General features: G+C 40.2%; 12 protein-coding genes. 8 read left to right on the top strand and 4 right to left on the bottom strand.

Annotated elements, in window-relative coordinates; all coding sequences use genetic code 11:
* Positions 1 to 29: 29 nt before the first annotated feature.
* The gene (locus WA256_RS06530; protein ID WP_335989946.1) at positions 30 to 4,481 is read left to right on the top strand and encodes an EAL domain-containing protein; all 4,452 of its coding nucleotides are present in this window, start codon (positions 30 to 32) and stop codon (positions 4,479 to 4,481) included.
* On the opposite strand, the gene WA256_RS06525 is transcribed toward WA256_RS06530, so the two are convergent.
* The 4 genes from WA256_RS06525 to WA256_RS06510 form a co-directional block, all read right to left on the bottom strand.
* Positions 4,456 to 7,242: a response regulator gene (locus WA256_RS06525; RefSeq protein WP_335989943.1), complete on the bottom strand. Its 2,787-nt coding sequence runs from the start codon at positions 7,240 to 7,242 to the stop codon at positions 4,456 to 4,458. The two genes, WA256_RS06530 and WA256_RS06525, sit on opposite strands and share 26 nt — an antisense overlap.
* A 63-nt stretch (positions 7,243 to 7,305) precedes the next feature.
* Positions 7,306 to 8,199 carry a cation diffusion facilitator family transporter gene (locus WA256_RS06520; protein WP_250660429.1) on the bottom strand — a complete coding sequence of 298 codons (894 nt, stop codon included), beginning with the start codon at positions 8,197 to 8,199 and terminating at the stop codon, positions 7,306 to 7,308.
* Between the two features lie 260 nt (positions 8,200 to 8,459).
* Positions 8,460 to 10,394 (bottom strand): methyl-accepting chemotaxis protein, encoded by a 1,935-nt coding sequence (locus tag WA256_RS06515; RefSeq protein WP_063528629.1) that lies wholly within the window; start codon positions 10,392 to 10,394, stop codon positions 8,460 to 8,462.
* A gap of 229 nt (positions 10,395 to 10,623) precedes the next feature.
* Entirely contained in the window at positions 10,624 to 11,589 is a 966-nt protein-coding gene (locus tag WA256_RS06510) for an AraC family transcriptional regulator (protein WP_250660427.1), read from the bottom strand.
* A 97-nt stretch (positions 11,590 to 11,686) separates the two neighbouring features.
* Here WA256_RS06510 and WA256_RS06505 point away from each other — a divergent pair, with 97 nt between their 5' ends.
* The 7 genes from WA256_RS06505 (at position 11,687) to WA256_RS06475 (ending at position 17,303) form a co-directional block, all read left to right on the top strand.
* Positions 11,687 to 12,007, top strand: a complete 321-nt coding sequence (locus WA256_RS06505; protein WP_054562470.1) for a DUF962 domain-containing protein — start codon at positions 11,687 to 11,689, stop codon at positions 12,005 to 12,007.
* A gap of 9 nt (positions 12,008 to 12,016) precedes the next feature.
* Positions 12,017 to 12,766: a class II aldolase/adducin family protein gene (locus WA256_RS06500; RefSeq protein ID WP_251601646.1), complete on the top strand. Its 750-nt coding sequence runs from the start codon at positions 12,017 to 12,019 to the stop codon at positions 12,764 to 12,766.
* Between the two features lie 9 nt (positions 12,767 to 12,775).
* The gene (locus WA256_RS06495) at positions 12,776 to 13,663 is read left to right on the top strand and encodes a bile acid:sodium symporter family protein (RefSeq protein ID WP_269407211.1); all 888 of its coding nucleotides are present in this window, start codon (positions 12,776 to 12,778) and stop codon (positions 13,661 to 13,663) included.
* 257 nt (positions 13,664 to 13,920) lie between these two features.
* On the top strand, positions 13,921 to 14,826 hold the full coding sequence (locus tag WA256_RS06490; RefSeq protein ID WP_250660425.1) for a sensor domain-containing diguanylate cyclase: 906 nt from the start codon (positions 13,921 to 13,923) through the stop codon (positions 14,824 to 14,826).
* Positions 14,827 to 14,948: 122 nt separating this feature from the next.
* The gene (locus WA256_RS06485; RefSeq protein WP_054562473.1) at positions 14,949 to 15,902 is read left to right on the top strand and encodes an SPFH domain-containing protein; all 954 of its coding nucleotides are present in this window, start codon (positions 14,949 to 14,951) and stop codon (positions 15,900 to 15,902) included.
* An 8-nt stretch (positions 15,903 to 15,910) separates the two neighbouring features.
* Positions 15,911 to 16,363, top strand: coding sequence for an NfeD family protein (locus WA256_RS06480; protein WP_054562474.1), 453 nt, complete (start codon positions 15,911 to 15,913; stop codon positions 16,361 to 16,363).
* Positions 16,364 to 16,466: 103 nt separating this feature from the next.
* Positions 16,467 to 17,303 carry a patatin-like phospholipase family protein gene (locus tag WA256_RS06475; RefSeq protein WP_335989928.1) on the top strand — a complete coding sequence of 279 codons (837 nt, stop codon included), beginning with the start codon at positions 16,467 to 16,469 and terminating at the stop codon, positions 17,301 to 17,303.
* The last annotated feature ends 3 nt before the right edge of the window (positions 17,304 to 17,306 follow it).

The following is a 17,306-nucleotide window of genomic DNA, read 5'->3' as shown; positions in this document are numbered from 1 at the left end:
CGGCGTTGGCACAAAACTATGCTTTGCAAATGCAGCGTATTTCAACCGATGAAGGCCTTACGCAAGGCAGTGTAACTAAAATCGTGCAAGATGATTTAGGCTTTATCTGGATTGGTACCTATCAAGGCTTAAATAGGTATGATGGTTATCAGGTAGCGCCTTTTGCTGGTGAGTACATACTTGATCAGCGACAAATTACCGCAATGCATAAAACTGACGACGGAAACATTTTCGTCAGCACTGAGTTTTCAGGTGCTTTTCTAATAGACCCAAAAACACTAAAAGTTGAAAAAATCTATTCTGGCAAACTAGACCCTGAAGATGTTTTCTTTTCGCCTATTTTAGCAATCACTGAAGACGATTACTTTTTTTACTTCGCTATTGCTCAGCACGTTTATTCATACAACAAGCAATCAAAAAAGTTTTTGCATGAGTTTTCTATCAATAAAGAAGAGCATATTGTTCGGGCACTCACCCTGCACGACAACTTTTTATATATCGGCACATCAAATGGGCTTTTCTCAAAAAACCTTGCAGATGATCATATTTCGCATATTCCGCTAACCGATAAATCTCAGGTCACCGAAGATAATAAAAACGTAAAATTTTTAAGGGTCGATGCGCAACTGGGCTTATTTGTTGGCACTGTAGAGGGCATGTTTGATATACCTTTTAACGCTAACCGTTTATTGGCATTTGATAAGGTAAGGCTGTTAATCCCTAACTTAAATATTTGGGACTATTCTGTTAGCTCATTCGGTGAATATGTTGTCACAGAAAAAGGATTGTTCGAATTTAATCGCCAAACAATGTCGGTTGAGTTCATCTTAAACTTTGAACAAAGTAAGTTTTTGATGTCTGACAATTCAATTCAAGATGTCATGATTGATAAAACAGGGCTGCTGTGGCTTGCCTCTCGCTCACAAGGTGTTTTTACTTGGTCAACACTCGCAAGACGTTTTAAACATATTGAATTAAAAAATAACCAAGCTCGCTTCAACAATAATGTCTGGTCGGTATTACAAGATCAAAACAATACCGTTTGGATAGGTACAGATAATGGCCTAATGAAGTACAACCAAGTTACTAAAGATATTACACCCTACTTAGTTAGTAACGATGAAAAAGCCTTTCATGGTGAGCATGGTATTTATGGTATTACCGAGGCTAACATTGATGACAACAACCGTTATCTGTGGCTAATGAAATACATAGGTCTTGCCTTGTTTGATAAACAGACCGGCGAACTAGTGCCTATAAAAGGCAATGCTGAGGCCATGCACCTTATAAATTACGGCCCTAACTGGGGCTTTCGTGCTATGGGTAATGATCAATTTGCATTTTTAGATGACCAAAATTTTTATAAATACAATGGTAAAACAGGCGAACTTTCAACAATTAAAGGACTAAAAGAACAAGTTGACCTAGTTAATGCCCATGCTTTTTTAAAGCCACTGCCTGATTATCCAGATGAGTTTGTACTGAGTATGTCTGGCAAATTGTACCGCTACAATGAGCAGGCTCAAAAGTTAACACTGATATACCAAACAGAAAACTATAACCCTTTAGCGTTCACCACAATTGATGACTGGGTGATGGATTATAACAATACCCTTTGGCTTGGCTCGGCTGACGAAGGACTTATTGGCATAGATGCTAAAACTTACGAAGTTAAACACCGTATTAATATACAGTCGGGCTTAAAAGCTAAATCTGTTTTTGCATTGCAAATAGATCGTTTTGGTTTTTTATGGTTAGGGACTCAAAATGGCCTTTACCGCCTTGACTTAAGCTCCTTAGAACTTGACCGTTACTTTATTCGCGATGGTTTAGCCGTTAATGAATTTAACATTGATGCCGACACCACCTTACATAACGGACAACTTGCATTTGGTAGTACCCGAGGCGTACTTTTACTTTCACCAGAAGACTTTTTATCGTCGCCTGTAGAGGCAGGTAACATAAATACCGAAATTACCAATGTAACTTTGCTTTCGCGAGAGCTTAACTACCATCCATATAAATATGTGAATACGCCTCTGCAGATCACTCATGATGATATGGGCTTAGCAGTCACCTTTTCTAATTTTGATACCATCAATAAAGATAAAACATCGTACCGAGTGACCCTTGATGGGCCAACCTCACTGCAATACGACAAGCTGACAACCAATGAGGTCTTTTTCACTAAGTTACCGCCTGGTGATTATGTGTTATCAGTGTCGTCGTCAACCGAGTTAAGCGATGCAATATCAGCGTCTAGACAACTAAGATTCAATGTTGCACATGCACCTTGGTCATCCCCTTCTGCAAAAGCAAGTTATGTCATTATTGTTTTAGCTGTTTTGTTTTTCCTATTTTGGCAATACCGTGCTCGTCAGCAAATGATCGGCCGTGCGCATGCAGAAGCTGTAAAATCACAACAACAAACCGAACTCGCTTTAAGTAGCACTAAAAGTGGTGTTTGGGAGATTAACCTAGCAGAACAATTTTTAAGAACGACTCGCTTTTCTGCTGAGCTGGGCTATGCCGAATATAAAGATGGTATAAGCCTAAACGAGTTTGTTGGCTTAGTGCACCCGCACGATCGCAATAATGTAACTAGCCAGTGGCAACTATTTTGTAAGCAAACAAATAACCAACAATGGAATACCACTTACCGTTTAAAACATAAAAATGGTAGCTGGCTTTGGTATGAAGACATTGGTCGTATTGTTGCAACCGATGAAAACAACCGCCCATTAAAAATAACCGGTATTTATACCAATATTACCGAGCAGCGCGCTAATGCCCAGCAAGCCAGTGTGCTCGGCGAAGCATTTGGACAAATAAACGACTGGTTGCTAATTTTAGACAATCAACTCAAACCATTTTCTGCTAATTCTAGTTTTGGTGAAGCATTCGCCACGCCAAACAATGTTGCAGAGCTTACTAGTCGCGACTTTATTGCAGCCATAGGCCGTGCAAAATACCTTGAATATATAGACGTATTAAAAACACTTAAACCAAAGCAAAATTGGAAAACAGAGGCTGTCATTCGTACTTTAAAAAGCCCTGCACACCCAGTTCATATTAGTGTCACGGCTGTAGCCAAGGAAAACCAATCAATTAGTCATTATGTAATTGTAATTTCAGACTTAACAGAGCAAAAGCGCGCTGAAGACGATTTGCGCTATTTAGCAAATTATGACCCGTTAACGGGCTTGCCTAACCGCTCCCTAATGCATACAAAAATTAGTAACTGCATTAATAACGCTAAAAAATACAATAAACTAGCTGCATTATTGTTTATTGATTTAGATAAATTTAAGCCTGTAAATGATTCATTCGGTCATGCTGTCGGCGACCAATTACTTTGCGATATCACGCAAAGAGTAAGCCTAATGTTACCTGATAACGCCGTAATAGGCCGTCAAAGTGGCGATGAGTTTTTGGTACTTGTTAAAGATTTACACTCCCCGCAAACACTCAGTGAGCTCGTTAAAAAGCTCACAGAAGAACTGGCAAGCAAAGTTATAATTGACGACTTTTCAATCAACATTTCTGCGAGTGTTGGTGTCGCTCTTTACCCATTTGATGCGAAAACAGCAGATGATTTAATTAAAAATTCAGATATAGCCATGATGCATGCTAAGCAATCTGGCCGTAACAATTTTAAATACTTCACAGAGCAGATGAATAACCAGCTAACCAAAAAGCTGTTACTTGAAAATGCCTTGAAAGATGCGTTTAAAGACGATGAGTTATTTAATAACTATCAGCCTATTGTTAATGCTAAAACTAAAAAAATAAACGGCGTTGAGCTTTTAATGCGCTGGAAGAACGAGCAAGGTTTTGTATCACCTGCTGAGTTTATCCCTATTGCCGAAGAAATTGGTTTAATCGATGCGCTGACTGAGCAAGCCCTTGATAGAGCGCTAACAGAGCTGCTACCTATGCTGCGTGCTAACCCTCAGTTTTATTTATCATTAAACCTGTCACCGACGCACATTTTAAAATCGAACTTAACTGAACGTTTATTACTTATTTTGAATAATCACATGGTTAAGCCGGTTCAGCTACGTCTTGAAATTACAGAAAATACGCTTTTAGAAGATAAAGAGAAAGCCTCTAAGCAGCTGCAAAAACTTAAAAATGCCGGCTTCAAACTATTACTTGATGACTTTGGCACAGGTTACTCGTCACTAACTTACCTAAGTCAATTCCCGATTGATGTGATCAAAATAGACCAAAGCTTCGTGCGTAATATCGGCCAAGATAAAAGTAATGAATCGATTATTAAAACCATCCATGCGCTGTCATCGAACTTAGGCTTATATTGTATTGCTGAAGGGGTTGAGACAAGTGAGCAAATCAGCTTCTTAACAGAGATGGGCTGCGAAGATTTACAAGGTTACTACTTCGCGAAACCCATGCTGGCCGATGACCTCATTGCAGAAAGTACGATTCAGGCAATCATTGATCGACTAAACGCGCTTTAAACCATTTATTTAAGCAGCGATAAAGCTCATCTTTATTTATGGGCTTTGAGATAAAGTCATCCATACCCGCTACAAGGCAACGTTTTTGATCTTCTTCAAAGGCGTTCGCCGTAATAGCAATAATGATAGCTTCGCCATACAGCGCAGGATTCTGTTTTATTTCTTGTGTACATTGATAGCCATCCATGTGAGGCATTTGGCAGTCCATCAAAATAATATCTGCCGCAAAGCTTTTAAGCTGCTCAAGCGCCTGTAAGCCATCGTTTGCCATTTTGATAGTACAATGGGTGTCTTGCATCATTTTTTGCAGCACGATTTGATTGACAGGATTATCTTCAACAATTAATACTCTAACCCCACTAAGTGTTGGCTTGTCTGTACTTTGTTCTGCCGTAGCTTCTGCGTCGCTCACAGTGACTGGGATGGCAACAGTAAACTCACTGCCCTCACCTTCTTGACTCACTAATGAAAGCTCTCCATCCATCAGCTCTATAATGCGCTTACTAATGGTTAATCCTAGACCAGTACCGCCATATTTACGGGTGGTCGATATATCGGCTTGAGTGAACTCTGTAAACAGTTTGGCCTGTTGATTGGCTGAAATACCAATGCCTGTATCACGAATTGATATTTCAAGAGCGCCATCGACCATTTGGCATTGCATGTTTATTTCACCTGACTCAGTAAATTTACCCGCGTTACTCAAAATATTATTGATTACTTGGCTAAACCTCAGTGGATCTAAACGGATATACTCAGGTATGTCCTTTGCTATGCTTAAGTTAAATTCGACACCCGTTTTCACACTGGTATTGCTAAATACTTTTGCTAATTGTTGCAGTAAAGCCTTAATCTCAACGGCGCGGTTTTCTAATTTAAGTGCCCCCGCTTCAATTTTCGAAAAATCTAAAATATCATTTAAAATCAACAATAAGTTATTGGCACTTTGATGGATCATCGCCAGCTCATCACGTTCAGTTTCGGGAAGTTTAGGATTTTCTAATAGCAGTTGAGTCATGCCTAAAATACCATTGAGCGGGGTGCGGATTTCATGGCTCATGTTCGCTAAAAATTGCGACTTGGTACGGTTAGCTTGGTTCGCTAAGCGCACAGCTTCGACTAGCTCATTAGTTTTATCATTAACTTGTTGCTCGAGCTGGGCATTAAAATCAGTCAATTTGTTATTCAACACTTCGTTTTCGTGATTCGCTTGATGTAAGCGATTAAAATTAAGCGCCAGCTTATTTGCTAAACTCGAAAACTGCGACTGCAAACGACTCACTTCTAGCCAAGTTTGTGGTAAGTCGGTATCTGTGATTGCCCGCTCAGGCTCAAATTTGTCTATTTGTTCAGCTAACTTTTCTATAGGAGCAATTAACCAGCGGCTTAACTGCGTTATGAACACACTGGTTAATAAAATAATGAACAATATCATCACCAAAGACTGACCCCATGCACTCACCGCAACATTGTTGGCATGTTTGCGATTGAGCATGGTCATTACAATCCAGTTATGCTCTGTTGAGCGAGCTTCTCTGGCGTAAAACTGCTGTTCGTTCTCAGCATCAAACATTTTAAAGCGTGCTTCGTCTGCAAATGAATCTATTTCTTCATCTGTTAATTGTTGTAACTCTTTAAAGTCATCTAATGTGCTAAATACCACTTTGTTGCTGGCATCTAAAATCAACAACTCGCCTTGGTGACTAAATAGACTGGGCCTAAGGCCTGCAAAATAATCAAACATCAGTGAGCCTTCAACGACGCCGGTAAAGGTATTTTCAATATAAATCGGTGCTGATACTGCAACTATAGGTAAAGAGCCAAAACCGCGGCCCTTAAATATTGTTGAGATATAACCAAGCTCATTATTAGGCGCATTGATAAAGTAATCTCTATCTGCCACATTGGCGCGAATGTTTGACTGCTGCAAACTAATCGCTAACGATTGTGGATAAAAGTGAGTGACATCAGCAAGGGCATCAACAATGATTTGTGTTCTAAAATCAGGGTATAGATTTGCCATATTTTCAAGGGCAATTTGACGAGGAACTCCATTGGCTATACTTCTGGCAGTAAGTACCACCCCTTTTTTATGGTGATCGAGGTGACCATCAATTGTGCGTGCGATTTCTTTGGCTTTTTCTTTTAACTGTGCATTTATCTCATACTCAATGCGCGCATAATGGTTATTGGTTAGTACTACTGAGGTTAATATAACTACCAGCACAACCAGCAAAGTAACAACATAATTAAGTATTTTATAGAGTGACGAATAATGTTTATGCCACGAATAGCGGCTAAAGAAGAAGCTTAGTAAATCAATAACAGATAAGTAAATTGCCGCATTTAAGCAGTATTTAGCAAGTGCGATGGCAATGGTTAAAATTGGAAGACCTAAAAAGAAATGGCCAAAACTCCAAAGTAAAGGTAAACCAATTACAAACCAAAACAGCATGCCTCGTAAAAAAACTGGCCGCGCTTTTGACAAACAGAATACCTGCAAGCAGATGAGCTCTAAAGCAAACACAATGGAAGGCCAAGCATGCCCCCAGCGGTAAAAAATAAACCCTGTACTTAAAATAAAGGTGATTATTGCGAACCGCCAACCGAATAGCAGCAAGCTTAAGATCACAAAAAACTGACCAAGAAGAAATTCTGAGCTATCTAAAAACCAAATTGGTAATAAATTAACAACTCCCGCAATACAACCAAGCAGTACTGCGGCTAAAAAGTTGAAATATGAAGGCTTATTTTGAAGCAAAAAAGGTATCCTAACTTCATAGTGATACCTTTAAATTAAAAGAAAATTAAACTTTTTGCCACTTTAATTAACATGCTGGCATTCATGACTTTCTATTTGCAGCACACTTTTTCCAATTTTAAAGCGCGATTGCAATAGTTTTTCGACCTTTAAGCGACATGCTTCGTCATGCTTTTCAACGGTACAATGCTGTTTTAAAACAACGTGCGCGCCAACAATAATGTCTTTGTCTTGGCGCATTACCGTGACATTATGAACATTTTGTACATGTTCAACCGAAGCGATACTTTGTTCAATATCAGCTACATTCGGCAGCTTACTTCTATTTTCAAGTAAGCCTTGAATACAACGAATGATCACTTTAACCCCAGTAAACAAGACAAAGGTAGCAATCAACATACTCGAAATAATATCAATTTCGGCCCAGCCAGTTAGGTGGATTAAAATACCAGCGAAGAAGGTTGAAACCGTTGAAATTAAATCAAAAAACGAGTGTAAAAACACCGCATACACATTAATGCTTGCTTTGCGCCCTTTGTATAGCACCCATGCTGCAGCACCATGAAACAAAAAACCAATAGCTGAAATGACCGACATTAAATAGCTATTAATTTGTAAATCATGACCATCGCTATGATGAAGGTAGCGCTCACCCCCTTCATAAAGAATAATTAAGCTAATGCTTAAATATAAGATGCCATTGATCAAACCACCCGTAAGCTCTGCGCGCTGGTAGCCATCATTAAAGTTTTTCGCGAAATATATCGCCATGCTTGAGGCAATAAGCGCGATGAATAAAGAACTGTTATGAACAAACAAATGCCCAGCATCAGCAAGTACAGCAAGCGAATTCGAATAATAGGCGCCAATAACCTGTATCACCATAAACGAGCACGTTATAGCTAAGGCAATCAACAAGCGGCGTCTAGATGCTTGGTGTGTTGTAATATCTGTCATGAAGAAGTGAAATACCTATCAGCTGGAAATGCGGTAATGATATAAAGTCTCAATTGTAATACGCAGCGCACTTAAACGCACTAAAAACTTAGTTAATAGTCCCTTTTTGAAAGTTTTTTGCACGATGTGTTACTAATAAGAAAGGAATTAGCAGCGAATAAGTAAACTGAATCACTCACTTGTAAGCTAAAAAATATTAAGGCGTTAACAACACATGTTGTTAACGCCTTTTACTCGAAGCAGATTTAAAAAGCAGGCTATTAAACTTTAAACTGACTGACTAAATCTTTAAGGTGCTGAGCACGCGATAATAAGCTTTGCGTACCACGCTGTTGTTGCTCTGCGTTATCATGTATTTGCATTGCACTGTCTGAAATATCATGAGCCGACTGATTGATATGCTCAACCACCGTGCCCTGCTCTTCTGTGGCTGCTGCAACTTGGTGATTGCCTTGGCTGATAATCTCAAACTTCTGCTGAATAGACTGAAGTGCAGACACTGCAATATGCGTAAGCTCAGTCACTTTTTGACTACTTTGCGTACCTTCGGCAATCGCTTCTTGTGATTGCAATGATGAGCTTTGTAAACGCGAAATCTGTTCCCTAATTTCAGAAGTCGATGTTTGCGTACGCTGTGCAAGTGAGCGTACTTCATCAGCGACGACCGCAAAGCCACGACCTTGCTCACCCGCTCTTGCCGCTTCAATTGCCGCATTGAGTGCCAATAAATTAGTTTGTTCTGAAATTGCATTGATTACTTCAACAACCGAGTTGATCTCAGCTGCTTGATTTGCAAACTCACCGATACTTTTATCAACCGTGATCAAAATGTCATTCAGTTCATTCATGGTTTGCGCTGTGGCAGCCATACTTTGATTGGTTTGCACGGTTTCTCGTACCGCTTCTTCCGTGTCGCTTGCTGTGCGATGAGCAATATCAGATACCTCGTTAATAGTTTGCCCCATTTCTGTAATAGCTGTGGCAACTTGATCGGTTTGCGCGCGCTGATCTTCGGTAGCAACAAAGGTTTTATTGGCAAAGCTCGCAAGATCGTCAATCCCTTCTCGCATAGCTTGCTCGGTAACACTTATTTCATCTACCAGCTCGGCTACTTTACCAATAATGGCATTAAAGCCCTTAGCAAGATGTCCCAGCTCATTATCAACACTGTCATCTAAACGTTTTGTTAAATCACCGCCGTGACCTGCCATGCCCAGTAGTTCATCACCAACACTGCGTATTTTCTTACTTAGCCAATTAGCAAAATAAAGTGTAAGCACCAAAAAGATACCCGCAAGCACAACACTTACGATAATCGACATCCAAACGACTGTATTAATCGCGCTTGATATCTCTTGCTTAGGCTGAACCGCTACAAGAGTAAGGCCTGTTCCTTCAATTGGCATAACCCCAGCATAAACATCTTCATCTGCGAGCTCGACTTGCGATAGAGTAAAGCCAGTATGTTTACTGCTCAAAAAGCTTTGTAATGCGCTTAATGAAGCGACGCTTGTGACTTGTTTACCAATATAAGCATCGTTTGCGTGTGCAATAATTCGCTTGCTGTCATCAATTAAGAATAAATACCCTTGCTCACCAATTTTACGCGACGTAACAATGCTAGAAATATCTGAAATATCATAACCAAGCCCCGCCACACCGAGTCGTTGCCCTGCAATTTCAACCAAGGTGTTAACGTATAAAGTGAGGTGTCCACCCTGCTCACTCACATCTAAAGCGAGCGCTTGGCGTTTATCTGAGCTAATAAAGTCAAAAAACCAACTGTCTCTTGGCTCACTTTGTGAGATTGATTTGAAAAAGCCGTCTTGTGTGTAATAACTCATTGAGTTTTTGCTTACCCAAAACACTGATGATGCACCGCTTTTTCTTTGTAAGTCAGCAAAGTACGCCATGACACGCTGATGAATTGGCGAGCTTTTCTCACCTTCGCTCATCCACGTATGCAGCATTTGGTTTTCAGCTAACGACTGTGACACAGAGATGGGGTAACGCATTTGAGCGTCAATTTCGGCAGCCACTTTACCCACAGCGTCAGGCAATAATTGCTTTTCGGTTTGTTGGTAATAAAGCCGAGAGAATTGGCTGGTATTGATTAAGGCGCTAACCACAGTGACAACAAACAATGCAATTAACACAAAACTAATAAAAATAGTGCGCAGCGATAGATTTCGCATTCAGCAAGCCTCATACTTAATGGTGGAGTTTTGGTTTTAGATCATCCTTGCGTCCTATCAATAATTTTAGGTAACAAGTCGGTGTTAAGCAATTGCTATTTAAGCTTTTACTGTTGTTTTTGTATGAATAATTATCAAACTCAAACAGAATAGGAACAACCGCCAACTTGTACCTTTTTACTAGTTAAAATAATAGCTACAAACAGCTCACTGAAAAAAGCCGTGCTTATTATGACCCTGCTATTATTGCCATTTTTTGCCTGTAGGTTTTTGGCGACATGCCATACCAGCGATGAAATGCATGATGAAATGCACTAATTTCAGAGTAGCCACATAAAAAGGCGATCTCAGTAACTGAAAGATCTGTTTCGTTTAACAACGACACACTTTTTTGCTGTCTTAAACTTGCTAATTCGTTACTAAAACTTGTGCCCTCTTTTGCAAGACGGCGCTGCAGCGTTTTTTCACTCATATTAAGTGCTTTTGCCATTGCTTTACTGGTGGTTTGGCCTTGAATTAAATGCTCTTCAAGTAAAATTCTCAGTACCTGCGTCACATTCGTTTGCGTCACTAGTTTCATCTGGCTTGATAACACAGGCTCACTATCGGTATTTTCGCTAAAAAACAGGCTATGGGTCGTTGCGCCGTATTCAATGTTGCAATTAAAGTGCGTATTAATCTCACTATGTGGCTCTTTACGCTGCAAACAAATTCGCGTTGGGTGCCAATCTTTTCCCTTTACAGTGCGTGCTATTTTTACACAAAACGCCATGGGCGCTTCGTAGCTTAGCAGTGACATATCACGTTCACCATCACTAAAGTTAAAGCGAAGCTCATACTCACTACCGTGATCGATCAAAGATACATTATGGGTATCGCCCATTAATTTTTGATAACGCAATATCAGCCGAAAAGCACTCAATAACTGAGTTGACTGAATAATCGCCATGCCTACCACCGGAATAGCGCGTACATTCATGTTACTGCCAACATAAAGACCTAAATGGGTGTTTGGTAACATGGCTTGCGCCTGCTTCCAAAGCATACTGACACTGGCTTGTGGGTATCGGGCTGTTTGGCTACTTAATTCTGCCAAAGGAATATTTGCCGCTGCAAACAATTCATTAATTGGTAAACCCTGCCACTTAAACGACTCAGCCATAGCACGAAGCCACCAGCTTGATAAGGTTCTCATGCACGTCCTAAATAAACAATTTAATGACCTATATTATCAAGTAAATAAAAGAATAAAAGCCTATTGTTAACCTGTAATTAACAAAGGAGACAACAATATGGGCACTGTAGCAAGTAAACGCGAGTTCGCGAGCTTTAAAGAGTTTTACCCCTATTACTTACAAGAACACAAAAATAAAGTCTGTCGACGCTTACATTTCATTGGCAGTTGGATTGTTTTGGCTATTTTGTTTGCCGCTATTTATCAGCAGCAATATAGCTGGCTAATTTTATGCCCAGTTGTGGGCTATGGCTTTGCTTGGGTTGGTCATTTCTTTTTTGAAAAAAATCGCCCCGCTACTTTTACACACCCTTTTTATAGCTTTATTGGTGATTGGGTCATGTTTAAAGACATTATTATTCGCAAAGTACCATTTTAGGAAAACACCATGACCATGAAACACACAGTATCAGAGCAAGAATGGCAAGCCCGTGTTGAGCTTGCTGCCGCGTATCGCCTAGTTGCTTTATATGGCTGGGATGATTTAATTTTTACCCATATTTCAATGCGCGTTCCCGGCACAGACAACGAATTTTTGATAAACCCGTATGGCATGATGTTTCACGAAATTACCGCATCAAGTCTTATCAAAGTAGATCAACAATGTAATAAGCTGCATGACAGTGAATACCCTGTTAATCCTGCGGGGTTTAATATCCATAGCTGTATTCATATGGCGCGTGATGATGCCCATTGCGTTATTCACACCCACTCACTCAATGGCACGGCAGTGTCTGCTAACAAAGACGGCTTATTGCCTATCTCTCAGCAAGCTGTTGTTGTGCACTCAGGTTTGGGTTATCACGACTACGAGGGCATTGCCCTTAATCCTGCAGAGCAAGACCGTTTAGTGAATGACCTAGGTTCTAATAACTTTCTAATGCTACGTAATCATGGCCTATTAACAGTAGGTAAAACGGTCGCTGATGCATTTTTGTTTATGTATGTTTTTGAAGCTGCATGCGCTGTACAAACTCGTACTTCACAAAATACCGAGCAACTCGTACAAGTACCTAGCGCGATTATTGAGGGTATCAAAGGGCAAACTGAAGTTGCTACTAAGGGACTGGGTGGCGCAATTGCTTGGCCTGCCTTACTGCGCTTACTCGACAATAAAAGTCCGGGTTACGATCAATAAGGATATACCATGCAAATTGATATCATGACTAAAATAGTGCTGCCTTTAGCACTATTTATCATCATGTTTGGCATGGGCTTAGGGCTTAAAAAGCAAGACTTTGGGGCATTATTTATCAGCCCCAAAGCACTTTCAATAGGCTTAAGCTGCCAACTACTGTTATTGCCTAGCGTTGCGTTTGTATTAGCAATGAGTTTTACCTTGACCCCAGAGCTCGCTATAGGTTTGATTTTAGTGGCTTGCTGCCCTGGCGGTGTGACCTCAAACCTTTATACCTATTTATTCAAAGGGGATGTTGCGCTGTCAATAAGTCTAACAACGCTAGCCACATTTATCTCACCCTTTACCTTGCCACTGATTATGCATTTTGCCATGCAAACATTGAGTGTGCCGGGCCACGAATTCGCTTTGCCAGTGATTAAAACCATAGTGCAAATGCTGATGATAACGGTGCTTCCTGTTTGCTTAGGAATGGTATTTAATCACTTAAAACCCCATTTGAGCTTGAAAATAGAACCCTTTATACGTCGTTTTTCGAGTGTGTTCTTAATTGTGATAGTGCTTAGCATTATTCATAAAAATGCTGACCAAATGCTGAGTTTTTTTGCGACCAGTGGCATTGCAACGCTGACATTAAACCTCAGCACGCTGTTACTAGGGCTGTTTTTTGCAAAAATATCGGGCTTAGATCACAAGCAACAAATGAGCATTGCGGTTGAAGTTGGGCTACAAAATGGCACCCTTGCCATTTTAATTGCGAGTACCTTAATCAATAATGCCGCCATGGCAATTCCTGGAGCAACCTATAGCTTATCAATGTTTGTAACGGGTTATATTTTTTGTCGCTTATTTAGCGCGCATCATACAAAACACCTTGCCATTCTCAACAAAGCATAAAAGCCAAAGTGATGACTAAAAACAAGGAAGTTTTTAATCACACAGTAATAAAAAATAGTTAAAATTTGAGATAACCAAACGAGTCTAAAACACACCTAATAACAAAGTTCATCACCCATCCTAACTATTAATTTTTTTATTTATTTTTCATAACTATACCTAAATCATTAGTTATAATTTTTGCTCTGTGGTCAGTCTTGTTTAATAAGATATTTTCGTTCACTATCAATTTATGGCTTGTTATATAGGGACATATTGTGGCCGAACTTAATAACTCTAAATTGCCCGTTCATGTTGCTGAATTAAAGTTTGCACTTGATAACGTACCCGCATACGTTTACATAAAAAATGAGCTCGGGCATTACGTTTATGCTAATAAGCTTACCTTGGGTTTATTTGCTTGCTCTGAGCAAGAATTACAACATAAAAGTGATGTGGACTTTTTCCCAATTCCTGACGTAAAAAAGCTAGCCAAAATAGACAAGCGGGTGCTCAGCGGTGAGCGTACCCGTGAAGAAGTTGAGCTTACCTTTCCCGACGGACACCAATATATTTTCTGGGAAGTGAAAACCCCTATTATTTGCGACACAGAGCCGAACAAAGTCATCGGCATTTTAGGTATTGCAACAGACATTACCGAACGAAAACACCTTGAAGAACAACTCCTTTATGCTGCCTCTACCGACCCGTTAACTGAACTTTTAAACCGCCGCTATTTTTATATTCGTTTATCGCTTGCGTTACAAATGAGCAAGCGCGACCAAAACTATGGCGCGGTGATATTTATCGACCTGAATAAGTTTAAAAAGTTAAACGACCAATATGGCCACAACACAGGCGATGCTTACCTTGTTGAAATTGCTAATCGAATGAAAACGGTTGTGCGCGAAAAAGACTGTTTAGCTCGCATTGGTGGCGATGAGTTTGTTGTATTACTTGAAGGGCTTGGTCGTGATGAGCAAACAGCTAAACACAACGCTCATCGTGTTGCCGATAAACTGCAAACAGCAATAGAAGCTCAATTTAAGTATCAAAATATAAAATATCTTGGCTCTGCAAGCGTCGGAGTCACCATGTTTTTAGGTACACAAAAAACTGCTGAAGAGATCGTGGCACAAGCTGATCAGCACATGTATTTGATAAAACATGCACTGAATTATTAATACAATGCATAAAGAATAAAACTGCACTTAAATAGGTAACGATTACAAATCAATAGCGTGCTTTGCTTTGTGGTGGTAATCTGAGCAGTGAAAAATAATATTAATTGTATTAAGGAAAGTACATGGACCCCGTTTCTAGCATTTTAGACCTGTTGTTAAATGTAGAAGTCTTTCTTCTAATTTTTGTTTTAGTGCTACTAAAAAGTAGCGTTAAATTTGTGCCGCAAAATCGTGCCTGGTTAATCGAGCGTTTTGGTAAGTACCATTCTACCAAAGAAGCCGGCTTAAACTTTATTGTGCCATTTATCGACCGTATTGCCGCTGACCGCAGCTTAAAAGAACAAGCGCAAGATGTGCCTTCGCAGTCTGCTATCACTAAAGATAACATCTCGCTTATCGTCGATGGTGTGCTGTATTTCCGCGTGCTTGACCCGTATAAAGCCACTTATGGTGTTGATGACTATGTATTTGCGGTTACTCAGCTATCGCAAACAACGATGCGTTCTGAACTTGGTAAAATGGAACTAGATAAAACCTTTGAAGAGCGCGACATGTTAAACACCAATATAGTTACCGCGATTAACCAAGCATCTGAGCCTTGGGGTATTCAGGTTTTACGTTACGAAATTAAAGATATTGTGCCACCTAATTCTGTAATGGAAGCCATGGAAGCACAAATGAAAGCTGAGCGTGTAAAACGTGCGCAAATTTTAGAGTCTGAAGGTGACCGTCAGTCTGCCATCAACGTGGCAGAAGGTAAAAAGCAAGCCCAAGTCCTTGCTGCCGAAGCTGAAAAAGCCGAGCAAATTTTACGCGCTGAAGGTGAAGCGAAAGCGATTATCGCCGTTGCTGAAGCACAAGCAGATGCACTGCGTAAAGTAGGTGAAGCCGCTGACACCGAACAAGGCCAAAAAGCAATTCAACTCGACCTTGCCACAAAAGCCATTGCTGCTAAAGAAGCCATTGCTCGTGAATCATCTGTGGTATTACTTCCTGAAAGTGGTACTGACGCAAGCTCGCTTGTAGCTCAAGGTATGTCTATTATTAACTCTTTGAATAAAAAGCAACAAAGTTAGGTGAGCTAATGGCATTTTTAGATACCCATTTAGCCGAAGCACTGATGATTATAGGTGTTATCGCGCTAATTGTTGAAGTTGCTGTACTGGGTATGAGTACCTATGTATTACTGTTTTTAGGCTTATCTTTATTTGCCAGTGGCTTACTAATGAATATAGGTCTACTTGATACGAGTTACACTACCGCGCTTTGGAGCAATATCGTGTTTACTCTTGGTTTTGCACTCGTGCTTTGGAAACCTCTCAAACGCATGCAGGATAAAACCGATACTAAGCCGATACATAGCGATTTTGCTGAGCTTACCTTTGTCGTTAATGCCGATGTTGATGATAAAGGGTTAACCACACATCAGTATTCGGGTATTACATGGCAATTAAAAAGTCAGTCTCCCATTGCTGCTGGTAGCACAGTAAAAGTAACCGACAAACAAGTTGGTGTACTTTGGGTAGAGGCGGTATAACTCAGCAATAGTTAAACCTCATTTAGAGCCAAAACTCTATTTAGTTTTGTAACCGTGTTTGCTATGGTTAGAAGCACTCACGGTTACAAGCAAGGTTGCGAAAATGAACAATAACAAGGCACTCGTTGTAGAAGGTGGCGCAATGCGTGGTATTTTTGCCACTGGCGTACTAGATGCTTTTATTCAAGCCAATTACCAACCTTTTAATCAATGCTATGGTGTTTCTGCCGGAGCCACTAACATTGCTGCCTATTTGTGCGCCCAATACAAACGTAACCATGCAGTGATCACCGATTACTCTTGCCGACCAGAGTTCATCGATTTTATTCGTTTTATCAAAGGTGGTCACCTGTTTGATTTAGACTGGCTGTGGCAAGAAACCATCCGTGATATTCGTCTAGATCTCGACACCTTCGAAAAACAAGCTAGTGAATTTTATATTGTCACAACCAACATACAAACTGGACAGGCAGAGTACTTAAAAGCAAATGCAACTCATCTTGAACAGCAATTAAAAGCCTCTTGTGCGCTGCCGATTGCTTATCGAGAATTTCCTGTTATCGACAATTTGCAACTTACTGATGGTGGCGTGGCAGATTCTATTCCAATCCGTAAAGCATACGAGATGGGCAATAAGGAAATCACCGTTATTTTATCTCAGCCTCTTGGCTATAAGAAAAAGCCTTCAAAAGCGCCTTGGTTCGTCAAACGTCTTTATAAAAACACCCCTGCATTAGCAGAAGCCACCTTAAGACGCGCAGAAAATTACAATCAAAGCATTGATTTTATTACCAACCCACCAAGCGATTGTAAAATTAATATTATTGCACCGCCACCCAACTTTGCAGTTGGTCGAACAACAAAATCATTTGAAAAACTCAGTGCGGGCTATGAAATGGGCTTAAATGCGGGCTCAAATTTTTTAACTCAAGTTGCCTAAGCT

The organism is Pseudoalteromonas sp. CH_XMU1449-3 (genome assembly GCF_037027245.1).
Taxonomy (GTDB): Bacteria; Pseudomonadota; Gammaproteobacteria; order Enterobacterales; family Alteromonadaceae; genus Pseudoalteromonas; species Pseudoalteromonas shioyasakiensis.
This window is presented reverse-complemented; position numbering and strand designations above follow the sequence as displayed.

What these genes read in the sequence shown, in the direction of transcription:
- WA256_RS06530 (WP_335989946.1), top strand. Translation starts at nt 30, where the DNA reads ATGCAGCGTATTTCAACCGATGAAGGCCTTACGCAAGGCAGTGTAACT.
- WA256_RS06520 (WP_250660429.1), bottom strand. Translation starts at nt 8,199, where the DNA reads ATGACAGATATTACAACACACCAAGCATCTAGACGCCGCTTGTTGATT.
- WA256_RS06515 (WP_063528629.1), bottom strand. Translation starts at nt 10,394, where the DNA reads ATGCGAAATCTATCGCTGCGCACTATTTTTATTAGTTTTGTGTTAATT.
- WA256_RS06510 (WP_250660427.1), bottom strand. Translation starts at nt 11,589, where the DNA reads ATGAGAACCTTATCAAGCTGGTGGCTTCGTGCTATGGCTGAGTCGTTT.
- WA256_RS06505 (WP_054562470.1), top strand. Translation starts at nt 11,687, where the DNA reads ATGGGCACTGTAGCAAGTAAACGCGAGTTCGCGAGCTTTAAAGAGTTT.
- WA256_RS06500 (WP_251601646.1), top strand. Translation starts at nt 12,017, where the DNA reads ATGACCATGAAACACACAGTATCAGAGCAAGAATGGCAAGCCCGTGTT.
- WA256_RS06495 (WP_269407211.1), top strand. Translation starts at nt 12,776, where the DNA reads ATGCAAATTGATATCATGACTAAAATAGTGCTGCCTTTAGCACTATTT.
- WA256_RS06485 (WP_054562473.1), top strand. Translation starts at nt 14,949, where the DNA reads ATGGACCCCGTTTCTAGCATTTTAGACCTGTTGTTAAATGTAGAAGTC.
- WA256_RS06480 (WP_054562474.1), top strand. Translation starts at nt 15,911, where the DNA reads ATGGCATTTTTAGATACCCATTTAGCCGAAGCACTGATGATTATAGGT.
- WA256_RS06475 (WP_335989928.1), top strand. Translation starts at nt 16,467, where the DNA reads ATGAACAATAACAAGGCACTCGTTGTAGAAGGTGGCGCAATGCGTGGT.